This is a genomic window from Pseudomonas sp. P179 (assembly GCF_000478485.2).
Lineage (GTDB): Bacteria > Pseudomonadota > Gammaproteobacteria > Pseudomonadales > Pseudomonadaceae > Pseudomonas > Pseudomonas aeruginosa.
The window spans coordinates 3640768-3662410 of the sequence record NZ_KI517354.1 but is presented as its reverse complement, the minus strand read 5'-3'; the positions used below and the strand labels follow the sequence as shown (position 1 = coordinate 3662410).

Sequence of the window (21643 nt, the reverse complement as noted above, 5' to 3'; positions counted from 1 at the left end):
AAGCGACAGATTTCCGCATCGATCGCGACGAACCGCGACAAGAGCCGCCATGCCCACCCTGCCCTGGTCCGCCATCGACACCGTGCTGCTCGACATGGACGGCACCCTGCTCGACCTGCACTTCGACAACCACTTCTGGCTGGAACACCTGCCCCAGCGCTATGCCGAACGCAACGGCCTGAGTCGCACCGAAGCCGACGCCGTGCTCGAGCCGCTGTTCCGCGAACACGCCGGCCAGCTCAACTGGTACTGCCTGGATTTCTGGAGCCGGGAACTGGACCTGTCGATCCGCGAACTCAAGCACGAGGTGGCGCACCTGATCTCGCTGCGTCCGCACGCCGATACCTTCCTCGCCGCTCTGCGCCGGGCCGGCAAGCGCGTGGCGCTGATCACCAACGCGCACCGCGACTCGCTGTCGCTGAAGCTGGAACGGATCGAACTGGCGCCCTATTTCGACCGACTGATCAGCTCCCACGACTACGGCTACCCGAAGGAGGACGCGCGCTTCTGGAGCGCCCTGCAAGCCGATTTCGGCTTCGACCCGCAGCGCAGCCTGTTCATCGACGACAGCCTGCCGATCCTGCGCAGCGCCCGCGCCTATGGTGTCGCCCACCTGTTGGCGGTACGCCACCCAGACAGCCGTGGCCAGGTCCGGGACACCGAGGAGTTCGCCGCCCAGGAGGACTACCGGCGGCTGCTCGAAGGACTGCCGTAGCCGCGGAAACGAAAACCCCGCCACGCGGGCGGGGTTGGCGAAACGCCGGGATCACTCGGGAATGCGCAGGACCTGGCCGGGGTAGATCTTGTCCGGATGGCTGAGCATCGGCTTGTTGGCCTCGAAGATCTTCATGTAGGCGTTGGCATTGCCGTATTCGGCCTTGGCGATGGCGCTCAGGGTGTCGCCTTTCTTCACGGTGACGAAGCGCGCCTCCGGAGCGGCCTGGGCCACGGTGATCTTGTCTTCCACCGAGGAGACGCCGGCGACGTTGCCCAGCGCCAGCAGGATCTTCTCTTTCTCCTCCTGGCTGGCCACCTCGCCCGAGGCGATGACCTTGTCGCCTTCCACCGAAACCTGGATGTTCGGGTTGCCCAGGCCGACCTTGGCGACGTGCTCCTTCAGCGACTCGGCCGCCTGTGCCTCATGCCCCGTCAGCGTATCCCACAGCTTTTCACCGGCTTCCTTCACGAACGCGAAAATACCCATCTTTGGTTCTCCCTTTACGGTTACGGTTGCAAGCGGCCGGCGCAATCCCGATCCGCGACTAGCCAAGTCTAGACTGCAAAAACCGGCGAAATATCCCCAGGCTCCTTCGTCACCCCATAACACTGCGCCCATTCGCGTTAAGATTCGGCGACACCCCCGCCACGGAAGCGCCGATGGACATCAAGCAACTGAAATTCCTCTGCGCCCTCGACGAAACCCGCCACTTCGGCCAGGCCGCCGCGCGCTGCCACGTCACCCAGCCGACCCTGTCCATGCGCCTGCGCAGCCTGGAGGAAGAACTCGGCCTGGAACTGGTGCGACGCAGCCAGCGCTTCGAAGGCTTCACCGAGGCCGGCGAGCGCGTACTGGCCTGGGCACGCAGCCTGCTGGCGGCCCAGGAAGGGCTGTACGCGGAAGCCGCCGCCTGCCGCGGGCAACTGGTCGGGACCCTGCGCCTGGGCGTGGTGCCGCTGGCCAGCTTCGACCCGATGCGCCTGGTCCAGCACATGGCCGGGCGCCACCCGGAGTTGCGTTTCCAGCTCTATTCCCTGAGTTCGGAACAGGTACTCGAAGGCCTGGCGCGCAACCAGTTCGATCTCGGCGTCTCTTATCTGGACCGTCTGGACCGCAGCCATTTCGAGGGCATCGAACTGGCGGAGACCCGCATGGGCCTGCTCCATCACCCCAGCCATTTCCCGCTCGACGCCGCGCTGCTGAACTGGGAAGCGCTGGCTGGCCTGCCGCTAGGCCTGCTCTCGGCGGGCATGCACTTCCGCCAATCCATCGACCACAACTTCCGCAGCCGCGGGTTGAGCCCCATCGCGCGCCTGGAAACCGACTCGGTACAGCAACTGCTGCAGGCGGTGCAGCGCGGCTTGTGCTGCGCGATCATGCCGCTGGGCAGCGAAGTCGACGGCGAGTTGCGCCTGATCCCCATCGAGGACGCCCATACCCTGGCAGCGCTCGGTCTGATCATCCGCAGCGGACAGCCGCGCTCGGCGCTGGCCGAAGCCTGTTTCGAGGAAGCCCGGAACTGGTTGGCGCCGCAGTCTTGATAGATCATGTCGATCAGCGCATCGGCACAACCGATTAGACGCTGCCCCGCGTCAGGCCTAGGCTGGTGCCACACCTAGAACGATAGGGCCCAGCCCATGCCTTGCCAGCCTGCATGCCCGGTATCCGCGGATACCTGGGCGCCTTCCGCCGTTCCCGACGATTACCGCTACGCCGACCTGCACCTGCCGCAGCAGGTCGGCCAGGCCTCCCTTGCCGCCGAGTGTGCCGTGGCGATCAGCTACAACGGACTGAACCAGGCGGTGATGATGGCCTCGCCCGAGGACATCGAGGATTTCGTCCGCGGTTTCAGCCTCAGCAGCGGCTTCGTGGAGTCCATCGACGACATCTATGAAATCCGCGTCAGCGGCCAGGGCGAATCCCTCCACGCCGAGGTCGAAATCAGCAGCCGCGCGTTCTGGAACCTCAAGCGCCAACGCCGGCAACTGGCCGGCACTTCCGGCTGCGGCCTGTGCGGCGTCGAAGCCCTGGAGCAGGCCCTGCCGCAACTGCCGGAACGGTCGCCGCAGGCGCTGCCTCCCGCCGCCCATCTCGGCGCCCTGCGCCAGCGTATCGAGCAGGCCCAGCGACTGGCGCGCCATAGCGGCGCCCTGCATGCCGCGCTGTATTTCGACGGGCATGGCGAGCTGCGCCTGTGTCGCGAGGACATCGGCCGCCACAACGCCCTCGACAAGCTGATCGGCGCCCTGCACCGCCAAGGCCTCGACGCCGCGCGCGGTTTCGCCGTGGTCACCAGCCGCTGCAGCCTGGAGCTTATCCACAAGGCCGTACGTGCCGGGATCGGCACCCTGGTCAGCCTCTCCGCCCCCACCGCCCTGACCGTGCAATGGGCGCGCCGCCACCAACTGAACCTGATCCACCAGCCCCATCACAACGCCCCGCGGGTCTACAGCCCGGCGCCGGCCGCAACCGAGTGAGTCCGCCATGAGCCTGCAACCTCTCCAACCCCGCTACAAGCCCTATGCCGGCGCCGCCGCCGGCTGGGGCGCGCTGCGCAGCGTGGCGCACTTCTGGCTGGACAGCAAACAGCCGTTCAAGAACCTCCGCGCCCTGCTCAAGACCAACCAGAACGGCGGTTTCGACTGCCCCGGCTGCGCCTGGGGCGACTCGCCGGAAGACGGCCGGGTGAAGTTCTGCGAGAACGGTGCCAAGGCAGTCAACTGGGAAGCCACCAAGCGCCGCGTCGACGCGGCGTTCTTCGCCCGCTACAGCGTCAGCGCCCTGCGCGAACAGAGCGACTACTGGCTGGAATACCAGGGCCGCCTCACCGGACCGATGCGCTACGACCCGCTCAGCGACCACTACCAGCCGATCACCTGGGACGCCGCCTTCGCCCTGGTCGCCGAGCACCTGCGACGCCTGGATAGCCCCGACCAGGCGGAGTTCTATACCTCCGGGCGGGCCAGCAACGAGGCGGCCTACCTCTACCAGTTGTTCGTCCGCGCGTTCGGCACAAACAACTTCCCCGACTGCTCGAACATGTGCCACGAAGCCAGCGGCGTGGCACTGGGTCGCAGCGTCGGGGTCGGCAAGGGCAGCGTGACCTTCGACGACTTCGAACACGCCGACGCGATCTTCATCCTTGGGCAGAACCCCGGCACCAACCACCCGCGCATGCTCGAGCCGCTGCGCGAGGCAGTGAAGCGCGGTGCCCAGGTGGTCTGCTTCAACCCTCTCAAGGAGCGCGGCCTGGAGCGCTTCCAGCATCCGCAGAACGCGCTGGAAATGCTGACCAACGGGTCCTCGCCGCTGAACACCGCGTTCTTCCGTCCGGCACTGGGCGGCGACATGGCGGCGATCCGCGGGATCGCCAAGTTCCTCCTCGCCTGGGAGCGCGAAGCCCAGGCCGAGGGTAGCGAGCCGGTATTCGACCACGCCTTCATCGCCGAGCACACCGACGGCCTCGAGGCCTACCTGGCCGAACTGGATGCCACCCCCTGGGAACACCTGGAGCGCCAGTCCGGGCTGGGCCTGGCGGAAATCGAGCAGGCTGCGCGGATGTACCGGCGGGCGAACAGGGTCATCGTCTGCTGGGCGATGGGCATCACCCAGCACCACCATTCGGTGGCGATCATCCAGGAAATCGTCAACCTGCAACTCCTGCGCGGCAACCTGGGCCGCCCGGGCGCCGGTCTCTGCCCGGTCCGCGGCCACAGCAACGTTCAGGGTGACCGCACCATGGGCATCAACGAGCGGCCGCCGGCGGCGCTGCTCGACGCACTGGAACGGCGCTTCGGCTTCGAAGTGCCACGCCACAACGGGCACAACGCCGTCGAGGCGATCGCCGCGATGCTCGCCGGCAAGTCGAAGGTCTTCATCGGCCTGGGCGGCAATTTCGCCCAGGCCACCCCGGACAGTCCGCGCACCCACGCCGCCCTGGCGTCATGCGACCTGACCGTGCACATCAGCACCAAGCTCAACCGCAGCCACCTGACCACCGGCCGCGACGCACTGATCCTGCCCTGCCTGGGGCGCACCGACATCGACCGCCAGGCCGAAGGCCCGCAGGCGGTCACGGTGGAAGACTCGTTCAGCATGATCCACGCATCCTACGGGCAACTGGAGCCGCTCTCGCAGCAGATGCGTTCGGAGCCGGCGATCATCGCCGGCATCGCCAAGGCAACCCTGGGCAACCATCCGGTGGACTGGGACGCGCTGATCGCCAACTACGAGCGCATCCGCGAGCTGATCGCCGACACCATCCCCGGTTTCGCCGACTTCAACCGCCGCGTCCGCCATCCCGGTGGCTTCTACCTCGGCAACTCCGCCGGCGAACGACGCTGGAACACCGCCAGCGGCAAGGCCAACTTCGTCGCCAACCCGCTGCCCCGCGACCTGTTGCCGGCACAGGTGCGCGACAGCGGCCTCGAACCCGACCTGATCCTGCAGACCCTGCGCTCCCATGACCAGTACAACACCACCATCTACGGCCTGGACGATCGCTATCGCGGAGTGAAGGGCCAGCGCGAAGTGGTATTCGCCAACGAGGCGGATATCCGCCGCCTGGGCTACCAGCCGGGCGACAAGGTCGACCTGGTCTCGCTGTGGAGCGATGGCATCGAACGCCGGGTACGCCGCTTCACCCTGCTCGCCTTCGACATCCCGGCCGGCCAGGCAGCCGCCTACTACCCGGAAACCAATCCCCTGGTGCCGCTGGAGAGCGTCGGCGTCGGCAGCCATACGCCGACTTCGAAGTTCATCGCGGTACGCCTGGAAAAGGCCACGGGCGACGGGCGCATTATCTGAAGCCCATGAAAAACGCCGCCTCCTGCAACAGGAGGCGGCGTCTTAAGGAAAAAGTCGATGAAAGGCCTTGAAGGCAGGCCGCTCGTCGGCGTTAGAATGGCCAGCATCCCGCCAGCAAAAATACCGATTTCGACCCTGAAATCGCGCTTCACATTCGGTCTACGACCGCCTCTACTTAAGAAAGTTCCCCATACAAAACAAGTACTTGGAATATTTCGAATTTGCTCTACCAATCGTCGGCTGGCGCTTGTCAGCGGTTTGGGCCAACCCCAGCATCGCAGCCGTCATCCCCACAGAGAGAAACTCTCTATGAAGTATTCCTCGATACTCCTGTTGTCCCTGAGTCTGGTCGGTAGTACCGCTTTCGCAGGCGACGACACCCGCGCGGCCATCGGCGGCGCCTTGGGCGGGGTGTTGGGTTCGGTCGTCGGCGATGCGGTCGGCGGCAGCACTGGCGCCGCGATCGGTAGTGGCATCGGTGGCGCTGCGGGCGGTGCAGTCGGCGCCGGACGCGGCAACAAGACCGAAGCGGCGATCGGCGGCGGCCTCGGTGCCGCAGGCGGCAACGTCATCGGCCGGCAGATCGGTGGCAGCACCGGTGGCCTGATCGGCGCGGCCCTCGGCGGCGCCGGCGGCGGCGCGCTGGGCAACCATTATGGCGACGGCAACCGCCGCTACGACGACGATGACGACTACCGCGACCGTCGCTACTACCGCCGCGCCGGCTATCGCGATGGCTATTACCGGCATGACAACGGCCATCACTATGGCCAGTACAAGAAGTGGAAGCGCCACAAGCATCATCGTCGCTACTACGACGACTGAACCCGCCGCTCCCTACGACGCAAAGGCCGGGCCGGATGGTCCGGCCTTTGTGCGAACGACCGTATTTCCCTCCCGATTGAAACGATGAGGCACGCACGATGCGTAAATCTCTCCTGGTAATCGCGTTCGGCCTGCTGAGCGCACAAGCCGCGCTCGCCGGCGACTCCACCAAGACCGCGGTGGGCGGCGGCGTAGGCGGTGCCCTGGGCAACGTCGTGGGCGGCGCCATCGGCGGTAGCACCGGTGCCGCCATAGGCGCCGGCCTGGGTGGCGCGGCCGGCGGCGCGATGACCGCCAAGGACGGGCGCAAGACCGAAGCCGCCCTGGGTGGCGGGCTAGGCGCGGCCGGCGGTTCGGTGATCGGCAACAAGCTGGGCGGCAGCACCGGCGCGACCATAGGTGCAGGCCTCGGCGGCGCAGCGGGTGGCGCGGTCGGTAACAACCTGGGCAAGGACAACGACAGCGGTCACCGCGGCAAGAAACACCGCAAGCACAAGCATCGTTGATCGGCATGCTTGCCGAAGCTGATGTGTAAAAGCCCCGCGAACGCGGGGCTTTTACTTTCTACCGTTCGTCAGCCTTTCGGTGCCGTTTTCAACTCGTCGCGAACGATCAGGACGCCACGCGGCGCCTCGATCCCGACCCGGGCCTGGTTGCCGATGATATCGGTGACCAGGATCCGGATGCCGCCTTCGCGCAATTGCCGAATCAGTTCCTCCGCCGGGTAGTCGGCCTTGAGGGACAGGGTGATGCCTTCGCCTTCTCGGCGGGAGAGTATCAGGAAACCCATGTTCCGCGTCCTTGCCAGTCATAGCAGGGGCAAACCGGCCCCTTTGGTGAATGAAATGGTGTGGAGGGATGGTCACAGAACATTGCTCCAGCGTCGAGACTGCAAACGTTCAATCAGAAATGTCCCATCCAGCGCTTCCTGTTCGCCTCACGCCATGTCATGGATTGTCGCACCGGGCTCGCTTTGCTAGCGTGCCGGACATCAATTCCATCCGAGATTTCCAGATGCGCCCGTCGTTCGCCAGTTGGGGCCTGCTTGCCCTCCTGCTCCTGCAAGGCCCGTTGCTCCAGGCCCAGCCGCTGTCACCGGCTCTCCAGCAACTGTTGAGCCTGAGCAGCCAGCGTTTGCAACTAGCCGATCAGGTAGCCCAGAGCAAGGCCCAGTCGGGCAAGGCGGTACAGGACAGCCCGCGGGAAGAACAACAGTTGCAGATGCTCGCCGGACAAGCCGGGAGCCACGGGGTCGGCGCCGAGCAGGTGCGCCTGCTGTTCGCCGCGCAGATCGAGGCGAACAAGCTGGTCCAGTACCGCCTGCTCAGCCGGCCGCTACCGGACGCTGGCCAGGCGGTCGACCTGGAGCGCATCCGCAGCCGCCTCAATCAGCTCAACCTGGAGCTGCTGCGCGGCTACGCCCCGGCGCTCGCCGAACTGCGCCTCGACGACTGCCGGCCGAGGCTCAACCAGGCGCTGCAACGGCAGGTACGCGACGATCGCCTGGACGAGCTGCACGCCATCGCCCTGTCACGGGCGGCGGGCGATCTCTGTCACTGGGCCGCGCTCTGAAGCGCGGCCAGCGCATCGCGTAGTTCCTGCGGAATGGCCACCGGGCGGCTGCTTCGGCGCTCCACGAAGACATGCACGAAACGCCCGGCCGCGCAGGCCTCCCGCTGCCCTTCGAGGAACAAGGCCAGTTCGTACTGCACCGAGCTGCTGCCCAGGCGCGCCACCCGCAGGCCCATCTCGATCCGCTGGGGGAAGGCCACCGGCGCGAAATAGTCGCAGCTGGAACTGACCACCAGGCCGATCACTTCGCCGCCCTGGATATCCAGGCCGCCGCGCTCGATCAGGTAGGTATTCACCGCCGTGTCGAAGAACGCATAGTAGGTCACGTTGTTCACGTGTCCGTAGATGTCGTTGTCGTGCCAGCGCGTGGTGATCGGCTGGAAATGAAGGTACTGCTCGCGCAGCGGTCGCAGGGCGGTCGCCATGCCCGGTCCTCGTAGAAGGGATTCAGTATGCCGCGCGATAGATCGCCAGGGCATCCGCCTCGCCGACCTCGCGCGGGTTGTTGACCAGCAGACGCTGCTGGAGCATCGCGTCGGCGGCCAGGCGCGGCAGCATCGCCTCGTCCACCCCGGCGTCGCGCAAGCGGCTCGGCAGGCCGTTGCGCGGACTGAGCTGGGCCAGTTCGTCGATCAGCTGCACGGTAAGCGCGTCGCGATCGCCCGGACGCAAGCGGTCGCCCAGCAGCAGCGGCGCCAGCTCGGCATAGAGTCCAGCGGCAGCGGGAGCGTTGAAACGGATCACCTCCGGTAGCACCAGCGCATTGCTCAGGCCGTGGGGAATGTGGAAATGCCCTCCCAGCGGATAGGCCAGGGCATGCACCGCCGCCACCGGCGCATTGGCGAAGGCCTGCCCGGCCAGGCAGGCGCCCAGCAGCATGGCCTGGCGCGCCTCGCGGTCGCCGCCGTCGCCTACCGCGCGTTCCAGGTTGGCCGCCAGCAGGCGCAACGCCTCCCGCGCCAGCAGGTCGGACAGCGGGTTCTTCTTCAGTTTGCTGGTATAGCTCTCGATCGCATGCACCATCGCGTCGATACCGGTCGCCGCGGTGACCGCCGGCGGCAAGCCGAGGGTCAGGTCGGCGTCGAGCAGCGCCAGGTCGGGCAGCAAGTGGGGCGAGACCACGCCCATCTTGGTGGTCTCGCCGGTGGTGACGATGGCGATCGGCGTCACCTCGGAGCCGGTCCCGGCGGTGGTCGGCACCTGGATCAGCGGCAGGCGCGGCCCGCGTGCGTTGCCGACCCCGAAGACCTCGCCGAGCCCCTGCCCTGCCTCTGGATGGGCGAGCAGCGCGACCAGCTTGGCCACGTCCATGGAACTGCCACCGCCGAAACCGACCACCAGCTCGGCAGCCATGCCCCGCGCCCGCCCGAGCGCGGCCTCGACCACCGCCTCGGGCGGATCGGCGAGCACCTGGTCGTACACCTCGACGGCCAGGCCCAGGCGCGGGAAGCCGGGCAGGATCGCATCCAGCAAGCCGAGCCGGGTGATCCCCGGGTCGGTCACGATCAACACGCGGCGCGCCCTTCGCTCGCGGCAGAGTTCCGCCAGGCGGATGGCGGAGCCGGCCTCGCAGAGGATCTGCGCGGTAGTGGCGAAACTGAAAGCTTGCATATCGGTCTCCTTGGGCGAGACGCCCGTCAGAACGAGAAATGCTCCTCGGGCAGGGCCATCAGGCAGTCGGCGCCACCGAGCAAGGCTTCGCGGTGCATGCTCGCCCGCGGCAGGATGCGCCGCAGGTAGAAATCGGCGCTGCGCAGCTTGGCCCGATAGAAATCGCCCTCGCCGGAGCCGCCGTCCAGCGCTTCCTGGGCTCGCGCCGCGGCTTGCAACCAGAGGGCCGCGAGCAATACGTAGGCGCTGTACTGGAGGAAGTCCACCGAAGTGGCGCCGATCTCCTGGGGATCGCGGGCGCAGGCCTCGAGTACCTGGCCGGTGAGCTGCCGCCACTCCTCCAGGCGTTGCAGCACCGGCTCAGCCAGTGGCGCCAGCGCAGCACGCCCTTGCAGCGCCTCGCTGGCCACCGCCAGTTCGCCTTGCAGCGCCAGCAGTTCGCCGCCCTGGTCGCCGAGCAGCTTGCGGCGGACCAGATCGAGCGCCTGGATGCCATTGGTGCCTTCGTATATCTGGGTGATGCGACTGTCGCGCATCAATTGCTCCATGCCCCATTCGCGGATGAAACCGTGACCGCCATAGACCTGTACGCCGAGGCTGGCGACTTCCTGGCCGACATCGGTAAGGAAGGCCTTGACGATGGGGATCAGCAGCGCTGCACGGCGCGTCGCCGCGCGCCGGCCGTCAGCATCCGGATGGCCGTGTTCCAGGTCGAGCTGGCGTGCGCAGCAGGACGCCAGCATGCGGCAGCCTTCGACCAGGGTCTTCTGGGTCAGCAGCATGCGCCGCACGTCGGGGTGCACGATGATCGGGTCGGCGACCTTGTCCGGTGCCTGCGGGCCGACCAGGGCGCGCGACTGCAGGCGTTCGCGGGCGTAGCCGAGGGCGCCCTGGAAGGCCCGTTCGGCGATACCCAGGCCCTGCAGGCCGACCTGGAAGCGCGCGTCGTTCATCATCGTGAACATGCAGGCCAGGCCCTGGTTCGCCTGGCCCAGCAGCCAGCCCCTGGCGCCGTCGAAGTTCATCACGCAGGTGGAAGCGCCCTTGATCCCCATCTTGTGCTCGATGGCGCCGCACCCCAGGCTGTTGCGCTCGCCCAGGGAGCCATCGGGATTGGCGACGAACTTCGGCACCAGGAACAGACTGATGCCCTTCACCCCGGCCGGCGCGTCCGCCAGGCGCGCCAGCACCAGGTGGACGATGTTCTCGGTGAGGTCCTGCTCGCCACCGCTGATGAAGATCTTGCTGCCGCTGATCGCGTAGCTGCCGTCGGCCTGCGCCTCGGCGCGGGTGCGCAGGAGGGCGAGGTCGGTGCCGGCCTGGGGTTCGGTCAGGCACATGGTGCCGGCCCATTCGCCGCTCACCAGCTTGGCCAGGTAGTCGCGCCGCAACGCCTCGTCGCCATGCTTGTACAGGGCCAGCACGGCGCCCTCGGTCAGCCCCGAATAGACGCGGAAGGACAGGCTGGCGGCCATCAGCATCTCGTGGAAGCACGCGGAGACCATCTGCGGGAAGCCCTGGCCGCCGTACTCGGTGGGTCCGGTCATGCTCGCCCAGCCGTTCTCGCTGTACTGCCGGTAGGCTTCGCGAAAGCCGGTGGGGGTGGTCACCACGCCATCCTTCAGCTTCGCGCCTTCCTCGTCGCTGTTGCGATTGAGCGGCGCCACCACCTGGCCGGTGTAGCGCGCGCCTTCCTCGAGCACGCCGTCGATCAGTTCGCGATCGATGCCGTTGCCCAGCAGTTCGCAATGCGCGCCGACATCGAACAGTTCATGGAGAACGAAGCGCATGTCGCGCAAGGGGGCCTGGTAATCCATCTCAGCGCGCCTCCTGCAGGTCGGCGAAGGCTCCGCCCTCGGCGGCCAGGCGCTCGACCAGGGACGCCGGCTTCCAGCGCGCGCCGTGGCGCTGTTCGAGGAAACGCAGGCGTTGCAGCAGCTCGGCCGCGCCGAGACGATCGGCCCAGGCCATGGGACCGCCCTCCGCGGCGGGGAAGCCGTAGCCGTTCAGGTAGACAGTGTCGATGTCGGCGCTACGGGCGGCGATACCCTCGTCGAGGATCTTCGCGCCCTCGTTGACCAGCGCCAGCAGGCAACGCTCGAGGATTTCCTCGTCGGCGAAATCGCGCCGCGGGTAGCCCAGCGTCTCGGCAACCCGGAGCACCAGGGCATCCACCTCGGTATCGTGCTCCGCCTGGCGGCTGCCCGGCGCGTAGCGGTAGTAGCCGGCACCGCTCTTCTGGCCGAAGCGGCCCATCTCGCAAAGGCGGTTGTCCACCTGCACGGCCGGCTGGTCCTGGCCGACCCCGGCCAACTCGCGGGCGCGCCACTCAAGGTCGATACCGACCACGTCGTACATGCGGAACGGCCCCATGGCGAAACCGAACGCCTGGAGAGCCCGGTCCACCTGGTACGGCAGGGCGCCTTCCAGCAGCATCAGGCGGGCCTCGGTGGCGTAGGGTTCGAGCATGCGGTTGCCGATGAAGCCGTGGCAGTTGCCGGCCACCACGCTGACCTTGCCCATCCGCTCGCCCAGCGCCAGGGCCGCCTCCAGCACCGCCGGCGCGGTCTGCGCGCCGCGCACGATCTCCAGCAGCCGCATGATGTGCGCCGGGCTGAAGAAGTGCAGGCCGAGCACCTGACCCGGACGCGCGGTGACCGCGGCGATGGCGTCGATGTCCAGGTAGGAGGTATTGCTGGCCAGCACCGCGGAGGGCTTCAGCGCCGCGTCCAGCTCGCGGAAGATCGATTGCTTGAGTTCCAGGTTCTCGTAGACCGCCTCGATCACCAGGTCCGCCTCGCGCATCGCGGCGAGGTGCTGGACCGGCGTGATGCGGGCGCGGCGCGCGGCCGCTTCCTCTTCGCCGATGCGCCCCTGGCGCACGTTGTGCGCGTAGGTGTCGGCCACGGCGCCGAGCGCCTGGTTGAGCATCTGCGGGTTGCTGTCCAGCCACTGCACGTCGAGACCGGCGTTGGCCAGGCACATGACGATACCGCGACCCATGGTGCCGGCGCCGATCACCGCGGCCTGGCGGAAGGAAAAGTTCTGGCTCATGGTCTTGTCCTCGTTGTAGCGAGCGCAGGAGGAACGGTGGACGAAACCTGGGGCAGTCCGACCGCACAAAAAGCGACCACTACCTTAGGGGAAGGTCGTACTATTTTTGAAATTTAGTCTTGTGATAGCTGGAATTCAGGCAGTGAATATCCAAACCTTCGACCTCAACCTGCTACGCGTCCTTGACGCGCTGCTGCGCGAACGCAACGTCTCGCGCGCGGCGGAGCGCCTGGCGCTGAGCCAGCCGGCAGTGAGCAATGCGCTGAACCGCCTGCGCGAGCTGCTCGACGACCCGCTGCTGGTCCGCGCCGGTCGTGCGATGCAGCCGACGCCCCGGGCGCTGGCGCTGGAAGCGCCGATCCGCGCGGCGCTGCGGCAGATCGAACAGAGCCTGGGCGACGGCGAGGGCTTCGATCCGGGGCGCAGCCGGCAGCGCTTCACCGTAGCGGTGACCGACTACGTCGAACTGATCTGCATGCCCGCCCTGATGCGCCGCCTGAGTGAGCGGGCGCCGGGAATCTCCATCGCCATCCAGCACCTGACCCCGACCTTGCCGGCCGAGGCGCTGGACAAAGGCGAACTGGACCTGGTGCTAGGCCGCTTCGAAAACGTCCCGGCGCGCTTCCAGCGCCGCCATTGGGCCAGCGAGACCCTGCAACTGGTCGCCCGGCGTCAGCACCCGCTGCTGGCGCAGGCTCCCGACCTGGCCACCTTCCTGGAGCTGCAGCACCTGTGGGTGCACGGCGGGCAGACCAAGGGGATGGTCGACCAGTGGCTGGGCAGCCAGGGGCTCAAGCGGCAAGTGGCCTACACCACGCCGAACTACCTGCAGGCAGCGCACATCGCCGCGTACAGCGACCTGGTCGGCGTCCTGCCGCGACAACTGGCGCACTACTTCGAACGATTGCTGCCCCTGCAATCGTTCGACCTGCCGTTCGACCTCGGCCCGTTCCACCTGGAACTGGTGTTTCTGGCCCAGCGCGAACGCGACATCGCCCTGCAATGGCTGGTCGAACAGATCCGCCAGGTCGGGGCCGCCGGACCGGACTAGGGGAATCCGGGCAGTCAGAAGCGGTCGCGAATGACCAGTTCTTCCCGCGGCAGCTTGCCGCTGCGCGGCCAGGGTTCAACGGCCTTTTTCCCGACCGCGACCATCAGGCCGATCACATGGTTGTCCGGCAGGTTGATCAGCCGGGCCACGGCATCGAAGTCGAAACCATCCATCGGACACGAATCCAGGCCCTGGCCGCGGGCGACCAGCATCAGGGTCTGCGCCAGCAGGCCGCAGCTGCGCATGGCTTCGTCGCGCTGTACCTGGGGCTTGCCGCGGTAGTAGGTGTCGATGGCGCCTGCCATGAACGCCTGTACCGCCTCGGGAGCACCGTCCCAGACCCGCTGCGCGTTGCGCTCCCAACTGTCGAGCTGGGCGCACACCACCACCAGCATCGCCGCGTCGGTGACCTGCGCCTGGTCCCAGGCCACTTCACGCAACTGCACGCGCAATTGCGGATCGCTGACCTCGACCAGCCGCACGTGTTGCAGGTTGAAGGCGGAAGGCGCATGCAGCGCCAGGTCCAGGAGATGGTCCTTCTCTTCGCGAGTCAGGCTGAAGGATGAGTCGTAGCCCTTGATGGCACGGCGACTACGAACGGCGTCTTCGATATGCATGGGGGAAATCCACTGCGAGGGAACAAAGGGGCGCCCACTCTAGGGCATTGGCGAGAAGATAAACCAGACTTCAATAAATCCGACGCAGCCCCACAGCAGCTACTTACAGAATTAGGACTAGGACTATTCCTAGGAAGGAATTTTCCTAAGGAATTGTCCTATATTCCACTCCAATGCCAGCGCCTGGGAGAGGGCCCCTCCCGGGACGCACGAACGCAGAAAAATAAGGATGAACTCACGTAGGAGTAAGCTCATGAACAGGATGGGCCAACTGGCTTTGTTCGGTCTTCTTGTAGGAACTTCCAGCAACCTGTTCGCCGCCCCCGGCAGCATCAGCGGCGTCATCCGCTTCACCGGCGCCATTGTCGAGCCACCATGCTCGATGAGCGCTCCCCGCCAAGACGAAAGCAAGGGCAGTTTCCACCTCAGTGGCTGTCCCATGCAGGCGCGCACCGCGGATGTCAGCATCCGTTCGATGAAGACCGGCGAGGTGCGCCACTTGCAACCCAGCGATACGGTCATCGGTGAACGGGATTTCTCGGCGCGCTATGAGCTGGCCGGAAGCGATCGCCGCTCCGGCAACTACCTGATCACCGTCACCTACCCCTGACGTTCGCCCATGAAAAAACCGCCCGAAGGCGGTTTTTTCATGGTGCCGAAACGTGGCTTACAGCTGCGGGCCGGCGGCCTTGATCGCATCGGAAACCTCGAATTTCTTGAAGTTTTCGATGAACTGCTTGGCCAGGCCCTTCGCCGCCTCGTCGTAGGCAGCCTTGTCAGCCCAGGTGTTGCGCGGGTTGAGCAGATTGGTCTCGACGCCCGGAACGGCCTTCGGCACGTCCAGGTTGATGATGTCCAGGTGCTCGGTTTCCGCGCCGATCAGCGCGCCGCTCTGGATCGCCGCGATCACGCCACGGGTGGTCGGGATGTTGAAGCGCTTGCCCACGCCGTAGCCACCGCCGGTCCAGCCAGTGTTGACCAGGTAGACCTTGGAGCCGAAGGCCTTGATGCGCTTGATCAGCAGCTCGGCATAGACGCCGGCCGGACGCGGGAAGAAAGGAGCACCGAAGCAGGTGGAGAAGGTCGACTTGATACCGCCGCCGGAACCCATCTCGGTGGAGCCGACCAGCGCGGTGTAGCCGGACAGGAAGTGGTAGGCCGCCTGCTCATTGTTCAGGATCGATACCGGCGGCAGTACGCCGGTCAGGTCGCAGGTCAGGAAGATCACCGCGTTGGGCTCGCCGCCGAGGTTCTTCTCCGAACGCTTCTCGACGTGCTCCAGCGGGTAGGCGGCGCGGCTGTTCTGGGTCAGGCTGTCATCGGCGTAGTTGGGCACGCGCTCTTCGTCGAGAACCACGTTCTCCAGCACGGCGCCGAACTTGATGGCTTTCCAGATGACCGGCTCGTTCTTCTCGGACAGGTCGATGCACTTGGCATAGCAACCGCCTTCGACGTTGAACACCACGCCCTCGCCCCAGCCGTGCTCGTCGTCACCGATCAGGTAACGGCTTTCATCGGCGGACAGGGTGGTCTTGCCGGTGCCGGACAGGCCGAAGAACAGGGTCACATCGCCCGCTTCGCCGATGTTGGCAGCGCAGTGCATCGGCAGCACGTCGCGCTCGGGCAGCAGGAAGTTCTGCACGGAGAACATGGCTTTCTTCATCTCGCCGGCATAGCGCATGCCTGCGATCAGCACTTTCTTCTGGGCGAAATTGAGGATCACGCAACCGTCGGAGTTGGTGCCGTCGCGCTCGGGCACGCATTCGAAGTTGGCGACATTGAGGACCTGCCACTCGTCCTTGCCGGCCGGGTTGTACTGCTCCGGCTCGATGAACAGGCAACGGCCGAACAGATTCTGCCAGGCGGTAGCGGTGGTCATCTTCACCGGCAGGTAGTAAGCCTCGGCGGAACCTACATGAACATGGGAAACGAAATGGTCCTGGGCGTTGTTGAACGCTTCCACGCGGGCCCACAGCGCATCGAACTTGTCGGCCGGGAACGGACGGTTGATGTTGCCCCAGGCGATCGCGTCCTTGGTGCTCGGCTCTTCGACGATGAAACGGTCGACCGGCGAACGGCCGGTGCGATGGCCGGTACGTACGACCAGCGAGCCGTTGGCGGCCAGTTCGCCCTCACCGCGGCGAATGGCTTCTTCTACCAGTTGGGCGGCGCTGATATCGGTGTACACGGCGTTGTTGGCTTGCGTCATGTGGTTCCCCGTCGGCCAGAGGCCGAGTCCTCCAAACTTCGTAGCGCTTCAAAAAACTCACTACAGGAAAAAAGTGGCGGGATTATGCCAGAAAAGCCCGCTGGATGAAAAATCGTCAGTGGCGGGTCTCGGAAGGCCCCTGGCTGCCAGCGCCAGCGAACAACTGGGCGACGTCGGAGGCGTCGAACAGGTAGCGCTGGTTGCAGAACTGGCAGTCGATGCTGATCGAGCCTTCTTCCTCCTCGAGCAGCCGCTCGCAGTCGGCCTGCCCGAGACTGACCAGGGCGTTGGCCGAACGTTCCCGCGAGCAACTGCAATGGAAGACCAGCGGTTGCGGCTCGAACAGGCGCACGGTTTCCTCGTGGTAGAGGCGGTGCAGGACGGTCTCGTTGTCCAGCGCCAGCAGCTCTTCGGCGGTCAGCGTGTCGGCCAGGGTGGCCAGGTGCTGCCAACTGGCCTCGCGGGCCTCGGGGTCCTTCAGGCGGTCGGCGGGAAGCTGCTGCAGCAGCAGGCCGCGGGCGCGGCGGCCGTTGGCGTTGAGCCAGAAACGGGTCGGCAGCTGTTCCGAGCTGGCGAAGTAGTTGGACAGGCATTCCGCCAGGTTCACCCCCTCCAGGGCGACGATCCCCTGGTAGCGCTGGCCCTTGACCGGGTCCACGGTGAGGGTCAGCACGCCTTCGGGCATCAGTTCCTGCATGCCGGCGTCGGCGCCGATGGACTCCGCCGAATAGCGGGCCAGGCCACGCACCTGGCGGTCGCTGGAACACTCCACCATCAACAGCGGAACCGCGCCGCTGGAGCGCGCCTGCAATACCAGCAGGCCGTCGAACTTGAGCGTGCCGCAGAGCAGCGAGGCCGCCGCGAGCATCTCCCCGAGCAACTGCGCGACCGGTTCCGGATAGGGATGTTTGGCCAGCACTTCGCTGTAGCTGCGCTCGAGATCGACCATCTCGCCGCGCACGTCGGTATCGTCGAAAAGGAAACGCTGGCTCTGATCTGAATGGGACATGCGGGACACAACGCTACGAATGAGGGAATGACAAGTGAGTGACAAAGGCCTATAAAAGCGCGCTTCGTGACAGTCGTACGCCGACCCGGCGCCGATAGGGGGAAACGATTTTATGGATAATGCCTCTCCGTTCCAAGCGGCCTGGCAATGGCGCAAGTTCGCCACCTGTCATCTTCTGGCGCTCCTGCTGCTGATCCTGTGGCTCTGGGGCCCCACCCGCGAGCTGATGAACGGCTTCGACTTCTGGCTCTTCGACAAGCTCAACGGCTCCCTCGCCCTCAACGAAACCTGGCTGAAACTCTGGGGCCTGCTCAGTACCCGACCGTTCGACGCGGTGGTCGGGGTGATCCTGCTCTGCCTGCTGATTCGCGGCGACTGGCTGCTGCCGGCGAACCAGGTACGGCGGCTGACCTTCGGCTTCATCGTGACCCTGCTGATCCTGGTGGTGATCCGCGTGCTCTACGCGAAGATCGCCCACCATCTGCACTGGCAGCACGCCAGCCTGTCGATGCTGATGGACAAGGCCATCCACCTCAGCGACCACTTCCCGGACTGGGAACGCGTGTGGGAAATCAAGGACCGCTCCAAGCGCAGCTTCCCCGGCGACCACGCCTCGGTGCTGCTGGTCTGGGCGCTGTTCATGTCGCTGTTCGCTCGCCGCGCCGGGCAGTTCCTGCTGATCTGGACCCTGGCCGTGCTGTTCATGATGCCGCGCCTGGTAGCCGGCGCGCACTGGGGCCAGGACGACTACATCGGCGGCCTGCAGATGGCCCTGCTGGCCCTCGCCTGGGGCTGCTACACACCGCTGGCGGCGAAGGCCAGCGGCTGGCTGGTGCAGGTGACCGAACCGCTGTTCCGCCTGCTGGCGAAATTGCCGCTGATCGGCCGCCTCGGCGTGGTCCGCGACTCGGCCTGAGGCCATCCCGGTCTCCCCTGCGGGAGACCGGCGCTTCTCAGTCCTGGCCGCCGCGCAACTGGTGGATCTGCCGCCGCTGCTTCTTGCTCGGCCGCCCCTCTGTCTGTACGCCCAGCGCCCCGGCCTTGCGCATGGCCGCCGCGCGCTCGCGGCTTGCCACGCTGTCCGCGGTTTCCTCGTAGAGAGCCTGGGCCTCCGGCGCGCCACGCCGGACTACGGAAAGCGCGCGAATGGTCACGGTTCGCTCGTCGAAGCCCGTACGAATGGTCAACTCCTCCCCTACCCTGGGTTCCTTGCTCGGCTTGCACCGCTCGCCCCGGCAATGCACCTTGCCGCCCTCTATCGCGGCCTTGGCCAGCGCCCGGGTCTTGAAGAAGCGCGCCGCCCAGAGCCACTTGTCCAGGCGCACCTTGTCGTCGTCTTTCTCGCTCACTGGCATTTCCCGTATTCGTTCCGCCGCTGTCTCGCGACTGTCATCGACAGCCGCTAGGTTCGTCTTCGGCATCCTCGGGCAGCCGCCTGGCGGCCGCCCATAGCCCTGCTAGAATGCCGGCAAAACGCCTGGAATGCCTACCCGTGAAGACATTCGACCAGCTTTCCGTCATCGGTCTGCGCGAGTGGATCGCCTTTCCCGAACTGGGCATGGTCGGGCTGCGCGCGAAGATCGACACCGGCGCCAGCACCTCCAGCCTGCATGCCTCGGACATCGTTCCCTTCGAGCGCGACGGCGAGAAGTGGGTGCGCTTCACCGCCCACCTCGGCACGCTGGTGCAGCGCCGGCACCGTTGCGAAGCGCCGATGGTCGCGCGCAAGAGCATTCGCAGCTCCAACGGCCAGGCCCAGACCCGCTACGTGATCCGCACCACCCTGGCGCTGGGCGATCGCATGTGGCCGGTAGAGTTCACCCTGGCCTGCCGCAAGTCCATGCGCTATCGCGTGCTGCTCGGCTCCAAGGCGCTGATCGCCGGGCAACTGGTGGTCAACCCGGCCCTGGCCTACGTCCAGGATCGTCCCGAGTCGCCGGCCGCCCTGCCCGCGGCGACGAGCATCGACCTGCTCGACGGGAGCCCGGTTTGAGCCATTCGCCGGCAGCACCTGTCCAACCTCCATCCATTCCCGAAACGGCCGGTCCGATGCCTGCCGCGACGACAACCCACAGCTTCGCCGCCGCTGCCCGCCAGCCGGTCCAACCCATCCACAGGTGCTGAATGAAAATCGCCGTGCTGTCGCGCAATCCCCGGCTCTACTCGACCCGTCGCCTGGTGGAGGCCGGGCGGGAGCGCGGCCATGAAATGGTGGTCATCGATACGCTGCGCGCCTACATGAACATCGCCAGCCACAAGCCGCAGATCCACTACCGGGGACAACCGCTGGAGGGCTTCGACGCGGTGATCCCGCGCATCGGCGCCTCGGTGACCTTCTACGGCTGCGCGGTATTGCGCCAGTTCGAGATGATGGGCGTGTTCCCGCTCAACGAGTCGGTCGCCATCGCTCGCTCGCGGGACAAGCTGCGCTCGCTGCAACTGCTCTCGCGCAAGGGCATCGGCCTGCCGGTGACCGGCTTCGCTCATTCCCCGGATGATGTCCCGGACCTGATCGAGATGGTCGGAGGCGCACCGCTGGTGATCAAGCTGCTGGAGGGCACCCAGGGCATCGGCGTGGTCCTCTGCGAAACCGAGAAGGCCGCCGAATCGGTGCTCGAGGCTTTCATGGGGCTCAAGCACAACATCATGGTCCAGGAGTACATAAAGGAAGCCGGCGGCGCCGACATCCGCTGCTTCGTGGTCGGCGACAAGGTGATCGCCTCGATGAAGCGCCAGGCAGCGCCCGGCGAGTTCCGCTCCAACCTGCACCGAGGCGGCAGCGCCAGCCTGATCAAGATCACCCCGGAAGAACGCATGACCGCCATCCGCGCCGCCCGCGTGATGGGCCTGAACGTCGCCGGGGTGGACATCCTGCGCTCCAACCATGGTCCGCTGGTAATGGAGGTGAACTCCTCGCCGGGCCTGGAAGGTATCGAATCCACCACCGGCAAGGACATCGCCGGGATCATCATCCAGTACCTGGAAAAGAACGGCGGCCCCCACCTGGCCAGGACGAAGGGAAAGGGGTGAGCCGGACCAGACAACGCATGCGTTGTCCCGGCCCATCGGACGCACCGCATTACGCTGGCGATCCCGGCCTCGACAGAAGGTCCATGCCACGCTTGAATGAAGCATCGCCGCAACCGATGCCGGAAACCCCGCCGAACCCTGGGCTATTCCGGCACTCGAATCCTTTCCTGACGCTTCACGGAATCGCCGCATGACCTCTCGTCCCTCCTCCGACCAGACTTGGCAGCCCATCGACGGCCGGGTGGCGCTGATCGCGCCAGCCTCGGCCATCGCCACCGACGTGCTGGAGGCGACCCTGCGGCAACTGGAAGTGCACGGCGTGGACTACCATCTCGGCCGCCACGTCGAAGCCCGCTACCGCTACCTCGCCGGGACGGTCGAGCAGCGCCTGGAAGACCTGCACAACGCCTTCGACATGCCGGACATCACCGCGGTCTGGTGCCTGCGCGGCGGCTACGGCTGCGGCCAGTTGCTGCCGGGCCTGGACTGGGGGCGCCTGCAGGCGGCCTCTCCGCGGCCACTGATCGGTTTCTCCGACATCTCGGTGTTGCTCAGCGCTTTCCACCGCCACGGCCTGCCTGCGATCCACGGCCCGGTGGCCACCGGACTCGGTCTGTCGCCGCTGAGCGCCCCCCGCGAGCAGCAGGAGCGGCTAGCCTCTCTGGCCTCGGTCAGCCGCTTGCTGGCCGGAATCGACCATGAACTCCCGGTGCAGCACCTCGGCGGACACAAGCAACGCGTCGAAGGCGCGCTGATCGGCGGCAACCTCACCGCCCTGGCCTGCATGGCCGGCACACTCGGCGGCCTGCACGCCCCGGCGGGGTCGATCCTGGTCCTGGAGGACGTCGGCGAACCCTACTACCGCCTGGAGCGCAGCCTCTGGCAATTGCTCGAAAGCATCGACGCGCGCCAGCTCGGCGCGATCTGCCTGGGCTCGTTCACCGATTGCCCGCGCAAGGAAGTCGCCCACAGCCTGGAGCGGATCTTCGGCGAATACGCCGCCGCCATCGAGGTGCCGCTCTACCACCACCTGCCCAGCGGGCATGGTGCGCAGAACCGAGCCTGGCCTTACGGGAAGACCGCGGTGCTCGAGGGAAACCGGTTGCGCTGGTAGGGACGGGGCGCGCCCTTCTCCGTAAGC

The 21643-nt window shown here is 66.5% G+C and carries 23 protein-coding genes; 13 read left to right on the top strand and 10 right to left on the bottom strand.

The features are described 5' to 3' along the window. The first annotated feature begins 49 nt into the window (after positions 1 to 49). The gene (yrfG, locus tag HMPREF1224_RS29420; protein WP_003114065.1) at positions 50 to 715 is read left to right on the top strand and encodes a GMP/IMP nucleotidase; all 666 of its coding nucleotides are present in this window, start codon (positions 50 to 52) and stop codon (positions 713 to 715) included. A 51-nt stretch (positions 716 to 766) separates the two neighbouring features. Here yrfG and lysM read toward each other — a convergent pair whose 3' ends face one another. Beyond that, on the bottom strand, positions 767 to 1204 hold the full coding sequence (gene lysM, locus HMPREF1224_RS29415; protein WP_003096210.1) for a peptidoglycan-binding protein LysM: 438 nt from the start codon (positions 1202 to 1204) through the stop codon (positions 767 to 769). A 173-nt stretch (positions 1205 to 1377) separates the two neighbouring features. On the opposite strand from lysM, the gene HMPREF1224_RS29410 reads away from it, so the two are divergent. The 5 genes from HMPREF1224_RS29410 (at position 1378) to HMPREF1224_RS29390 (ending at position 6855) form a co-directional block, all read left to right on the top strand. After that, the gene (locus tag HMPREF1224_RS29410) at positions 1378 to 2259 is read left to right on the top strand and encodes a LysR family transcriptional regulator (RefSeq protein ID WP_003100042.1); all 882 of its coding nucleotides are present in this window, start codon (positions 1378 to 1380) and stop codon (positions 2257 to 2259) included. A gap of 96 nt (positions 2260 to 2355) precedes the next feature. Further along, complete coding sequence (gene fdhD, locus HMPREF1224_RS29405) at positions 2356 to 3195, top strand: formate dehydrogenase accessory sulfurtransferase FdhD (protein ID WP_003100044.1); 840 nt, start codon at positions 2356 to 2358, stop codon at positions 3193 to 3195. A gap of 7 nt (positions 3196 to 3202) precedes the next feature. Continuing rightward, a complete protein-coding gene (locus HMPREF1224_RS29400; protein WP_003118023.1) occupies positions 3203 to 5524 on the top strand; it encodes an FdhF/YdeP family oxidoreductase in 2322 nt (773 codons plus the stop codon). A 309-nt stretch (positions 5525 to 5833) separates the two neighbouring features. Continuing rightward, positions 5834 to 6349, top strand: coding sequence for a hypothetical protein (locus HMPREF1224_RS29395; RefSeq protein ID WP_003100049.1), 516 nt, complete (start codon positions 5834 to 5836; stop codon positions 6347 to 6349). Positions 6350 to 6447: 98 nt separating this feature from the next. Continuing rightward, positions 6448 to 6855 (top strand): glycine zipper domain-containing protein, encoded by a 408-nt coding sequence (locus HMPREF1224_RS29390; protein ID WP_003100051.1) that lies wholly within the window; start codon positions 6448 to 6450, stop codon positions 6853 to 6855. A gap of 68 nt (positions 6856 to 6923) precedes the next feature. Here HMPREF1224_RS29390 and HMPREF1224_RS29385 read toward each other — a convergent pair whose 3' ends face one another. Continuing rightward, positions 6924 to 7139 (bottom strand): carbon storage regulator, encoded by a 216-nt coding sequence (locus tag HMPREF1224_RS29385; RefSeq protein WP_003096222.1) that lies wholly within the window; start codon positions 7137 to 7139, stop codon positions 6924 to 6926. A 224-nt stretch (positions 7140 to 7363) separates the two neighbouring features. Here HMPREF1224_RS29385 and HMPREF1224_RS29380 point away from each other — a divergent pair, with 224 nt between their 5' ends. After that, positions 7364 to 7921 carry a chorismate mutase gene (locus HMPREF1224_RS29380; protein WP_003100053.1) on the top strand — a complete coding sequence of 186 codons (558 nt, stop codon included), beginning with the start codon at positions 7364 to 7366 and terminating at the stop codon, positions 7919 to 7921. Here the strand turns inward: HMPREF1224_RS29380 and HMPREF1224_RS29375 are convergent. Genes HMPREF1224_RS29375 through HMPREF1224_RS29360 form a run of 4 tightly spaced genes read right to left on the bottom strand, consistent with a single transcriptional unit; the run spans position 7903 to position 12586 of the window. Then, a complete protein-coding gene (locus tag HMPREF1224_RS29375) occupies positions 7903 to 8346 on the bottom strand; it encodes an acyl-CoA thioesterase (protein ID WP_003457751.1) in 444 nt (147 codons plus the stop codon). The genes HMPREF1224_RS29380 and HMPREF1224_RS29375 overlap by 19 nt on opposite strands. A gap of 22 nt (positions 8347 to 8368) precedes the next feature. Continuing rightward, positions 8369 to 9532 (bottom strand): iron-containing alcohol dehydrogenase, encoded by a 1164-nt coding sequence (locus HMPREF1224_RS29370; protein WP_003123674.1) that lies wholly within the window; start codon positions 9530 to 9532, stop codon positions 8369 to 8371. Positions 9533 to 9558: 26 nt separating this feature from the next. After that, complete coding sequence (locus HMPREF1224_RS29365; protein ID WP_010793668.1) at positions 9559 to 11349, bottom strand: acyl-CoA dehydrogenase C-terminal domain-containing protein; 1791 nt, start codon at positions 11347 to 11349, stop codon at positions 9559 to 9561. A gap of 1 nt (position 11350) precedes the next feature. Beyond that, the gene (locus tag HMPREF1224_RS29360; RefSeq protein ID WP_003161199.1) at positions 11351 to 12586 is read right to left on the bottom strand and encodes a 3-hydroxyacyl-CoA dehydrogenase; all 1236 of its coding nucleotides are present in this window, start codon (positions 12584 to 12586) and stop codon (positions 11351 to 11353) included. Positions 12587 to 12728: 142 nt separating this feature from the next. Between HMPREF1224_RS29360 and HMPREF1224_RS29355 the strand changes: the two genes are divergently transcribed. Next, the gene (locus tag HMPREF1224_RS29355; protein ID WP_003096239.1) at positions 12729 to 13637 is read left to right on the top strand and encodes a LysR family transcriptional regulator; all 909 of its coding nucleotides are present in this window, start codon (positions 12729 to 12731) and stop codon (positions 13635 to 13637) included. A gap of 14 nt (positions 13638 to 13651) precedes the next feature. Here the strand turns inward: HMPREF1224_RS29355 and HMPREF1224_RS29350 are convergent, their stop codons facing one another. Then, entirely contained in the window at positions 13652 to 14254 is a 603-nt protein-coding gene (locus HMPREF1224_RS29350) for a nitroreductase family protein (RefSeq protein WP_003100063.1), read from the bottom strand. Positions 14255 to 14507: 253 nt separating this feature from the next. Between HMPREF1224_RS29350 and HMPREF1224_RS29345 the strand changes: the two genes are divergently transcribed. After that, entirely contained in the window at positions 14508 to 14864 is a 357-nt protein-coding gene (locus tag HMPREF1224_RS29345; RefSeq protein ID WP_010793667.1) for a fimbrial protein, read from the top strand. 57 nt (positions 14865 to 14921) lie between these two features. Here the strand turns inward: HMPREF1224_RS29345 and HMPREF1224_RS29340 are convergent, their stop codons facing one another. Both HMPREF1224_RS29340 and hslO read right to left on the bottom strand, forming a co-directional pair. Beyond that, a complete protein-coding gene (locus tag HMPREF1224_RS29340; RefSeq protein ID WP_003109982.1) occupies positions 14922 to 16463 on the bottom strand; it encodes a phosphoenolpyruvate carboxykinase in 1542 nt (513 codons plus the stop codon). Positions 16464 to 16578: 115 nt separating this feature from the next. Further along, positions 16579 to 17472, bottom strand: a complete 894-nt coding sequence (gene hslO / locus HMPREF1224_RS29335) for an Hsp33 family molecular chaperone HslO (protein WP_010793666.1) — start codon at positions 17470 to 17472, stop codon at positions 16579 to 16581. A gap of 112 nt (positions 17473 to 17584) precedes the next feature. Here hslO and HMPREF1224_RS29330 point away from each other — a divergent pair, with 112 nt between their 5' ends. Continuing rightward, entirely contained in the window at positions 17585 to 18388 is an 804-nt protein-coding gene (locus HMPREF1224_RS29330) for a phosphatase PAP2 family protein (protein WP_003096247.1), read from the top strand. Positions 18389 to 18425: 37 nt separating this feature from the next. Here the strand turns inward: HMPREF1224_RS29330 and HMPREF1224_RS29325 are convergent, their stop codons facing one another. Beyond that, entirely contained in the window at positions 18426 to 18821 is a 396-nt protein-coding gene (locus HMPREF1224_RS29325) for an RNA-binding S4 domain-containing protein (RefSeq protein ID WP_003120401.1), read from the bottom strand. A gap of 209 nt (positions 18822 to 19030) precedes the next feature. Between HMPREF1224_RS29325 and HMPREF1224_RS29320 the strand changes: the two genes are divergently transcribed. The 3 genes from HMPREF1224_RS29320 (at position 19031) to HMPREF1224_RS29310 (ending at position 21616) form a co-directional block, all read left to right on the top strand. After that, entirely contained in the window at positions 19031 to 19465 is a 435-nt protein-coding gene (locus tag HMPREF1224_RS29320; protein ID WP_003146534.1) for a retropepsin-like aspartic endopeptidase RimB, read from the top strand. 131 nt (positions 19466 to 19596) lie between these two features. Further along, positions 19597 to 20502 (top strand): 30S ribosomal protein S6--L-glutamate ligase, encoded by a 906-nt coding sequence (gene rimK, locus HMPREF1224_RS29315; protein ID WP_003096254.1) that lies wholly within the window; start codon positions 19597 to 19599, stop codon positions 20500 to 20502. 190 nt (positions 20503 to 20692) lie between these two features. Then, positions 20693 to 21616: an LD-carboxypeptidase gene (locus HMPREF1224_RS29310; RefSeq protein WP_003100070.1), complete on the top strand. Its 924-nt coding sequence runs from the start codon at positions 20693 to 20695 to the stop codon at positions 21614 to 21616. Positions 21617 to 21643: the final 27 nt, after the last annotated feature.

Coding starts and splice junctions, on each gene's coding strand:
- yrfG (WP_003114065.1), top strand. CDS start 50: ATGCCCACCCTGCCCTGGTCCGCCATCGACACCGTGCTGCTCGACATG.
- lysM (WP_003096210.1), bottom strand. CDS start 1,204: ATGGGTATTTTCGCGTTCGTGAAGGAAGCCGGTGAAAAGCTGTGGGAT.
- HMPREF1224_RS29410 (WP_003100042.1), top strand. CDS start 1,378: ATGGACATCAAGCAACTGAAATTCCTCTGCGCCCTCGACGAAACCCGC.
- fdhD (WP_003100044.1), top strand. CDS start 2,356: ATGCCTTGCCAGCCTGCATGCCCGGTATCCGCGGATACCTGGGCGCCT.
- HMPREF1224_RS29400 (WP_003118023.1), top strand. CDS start 3,203: ATGAGCCTGCAACCTCTCCAACCCCGCTACAAGCCCTATGCCGGCGCC.
- HMPREF1224_RS29395 (WP_003100049.1), top strand. CDS start 5,834: ATGAAGTATTCCTCGATACTCCTGTTGTCCCTGAGTCTGGTCGGTAGT.
- HMPREF1224_RS29390 (WP_003100051.1), top strand. CDS start 6,448: ATGCGTAAATCTCTCCTGGTAATCGCGTTCGGCCTGCTGAGCGCACAA.
- HMPREF1224_RS29385 (WP_003096222.1), bottom strand. CDS start 7,139: ATGGGTTTCCTGATACTCTCCCGCCGAGAAGGCGAAGGCATCACCCTG.
- HMPREF1224_RS29380 (WP_003100053.1), top strand. CDS start 7,364: ATGCGCCCGTCGTTCGCCAGTTGGGGCCTGCTTGCCCTCCTGCTCCTG.
- HMPREF1224_RS29375 (WP_003457751.1), bottom strand. CDS start 8,346: ATGGCGACCGCCCTGCGACCGCTGCGCGAGCAGTACCTTCATTTCCAG.
- HMPREF1224_RS29370 (WP_003123674.1), bottom strand. CDS start 9,532: ATGCAAGCTTTCAGTTTCGCCACTACCGCGCAGATCCTCTGCGAGGCC.
- HMPREF1224_RS29365 (WP_010793668.1), bottom strand. CDS start 11,349: ATGGATTACCAGGCCCCCTTGCGCGACATGCGCTTCGTTCTCCATGAA.
- HMPREF1224_RS29360 (WP_003161199.1), bottom strand. CDS start 12,586: ATGAGCCAGAACTTTTCCTTCCGCCAGGCCGCGGTGATCGGCGCCGGC.
- HMPREF1224_RS29350 (WP_003100063.1), bottom strand. CDS start 14,254: ATGCATATCGAAGACGCCGTTCGTAGTCGCCGTGCCATCAAGGGCTAC.
- HMPREF1224_RS29345 (WP_010793667.1), top strand. CDS start 14,508: ATGAACAGGATGGGCCAACTGGCTTTGTTCGGTCTTCTTGTAGGAACT.
- HMPREF1224_RS29340 (WP_003109982.1), bottom strand. CDS start 16,463: ATGACGCAAGCCAACAACGCCGTGTACACCGATATCAGCGCCGCCCAA.
- hslO (WP_010793666.1), bottom strand. CDS start 17,472: ATGTCCCATTCAGATCAGAGCCAGCGTTTCCTTTTCGACGATACCGAC.
- HMPREF1224_RS29330 (WP_003096247.1), top strand. CDS start 17,585: ATGGATAATGCCTCTCCGTTCCAAGCGGCCTGGCAATGGCGCAAGTTC.
- HMPREF1224_RS29320 (WP_003146534.1), top strand. CDS start 19,031: ATGGTCGGGCTGCGCGCGAAGATCGACACCGGCGCCAGCACCTCCAGC.
- rimK (WP_003096254.1), top strand. CDS start 19,597: ATGAAAATCGCCGTGCTGTCGCGCAATCCCCGGCTCTACTCGACCCGT.
- HMPREF1224_RS29310 (WP_003100070.1), top strand. CDS start 20,693: ATGACCTCTCGTCCCTCCTCCGACCAGACTTGGCAGCCCATCGACGGC.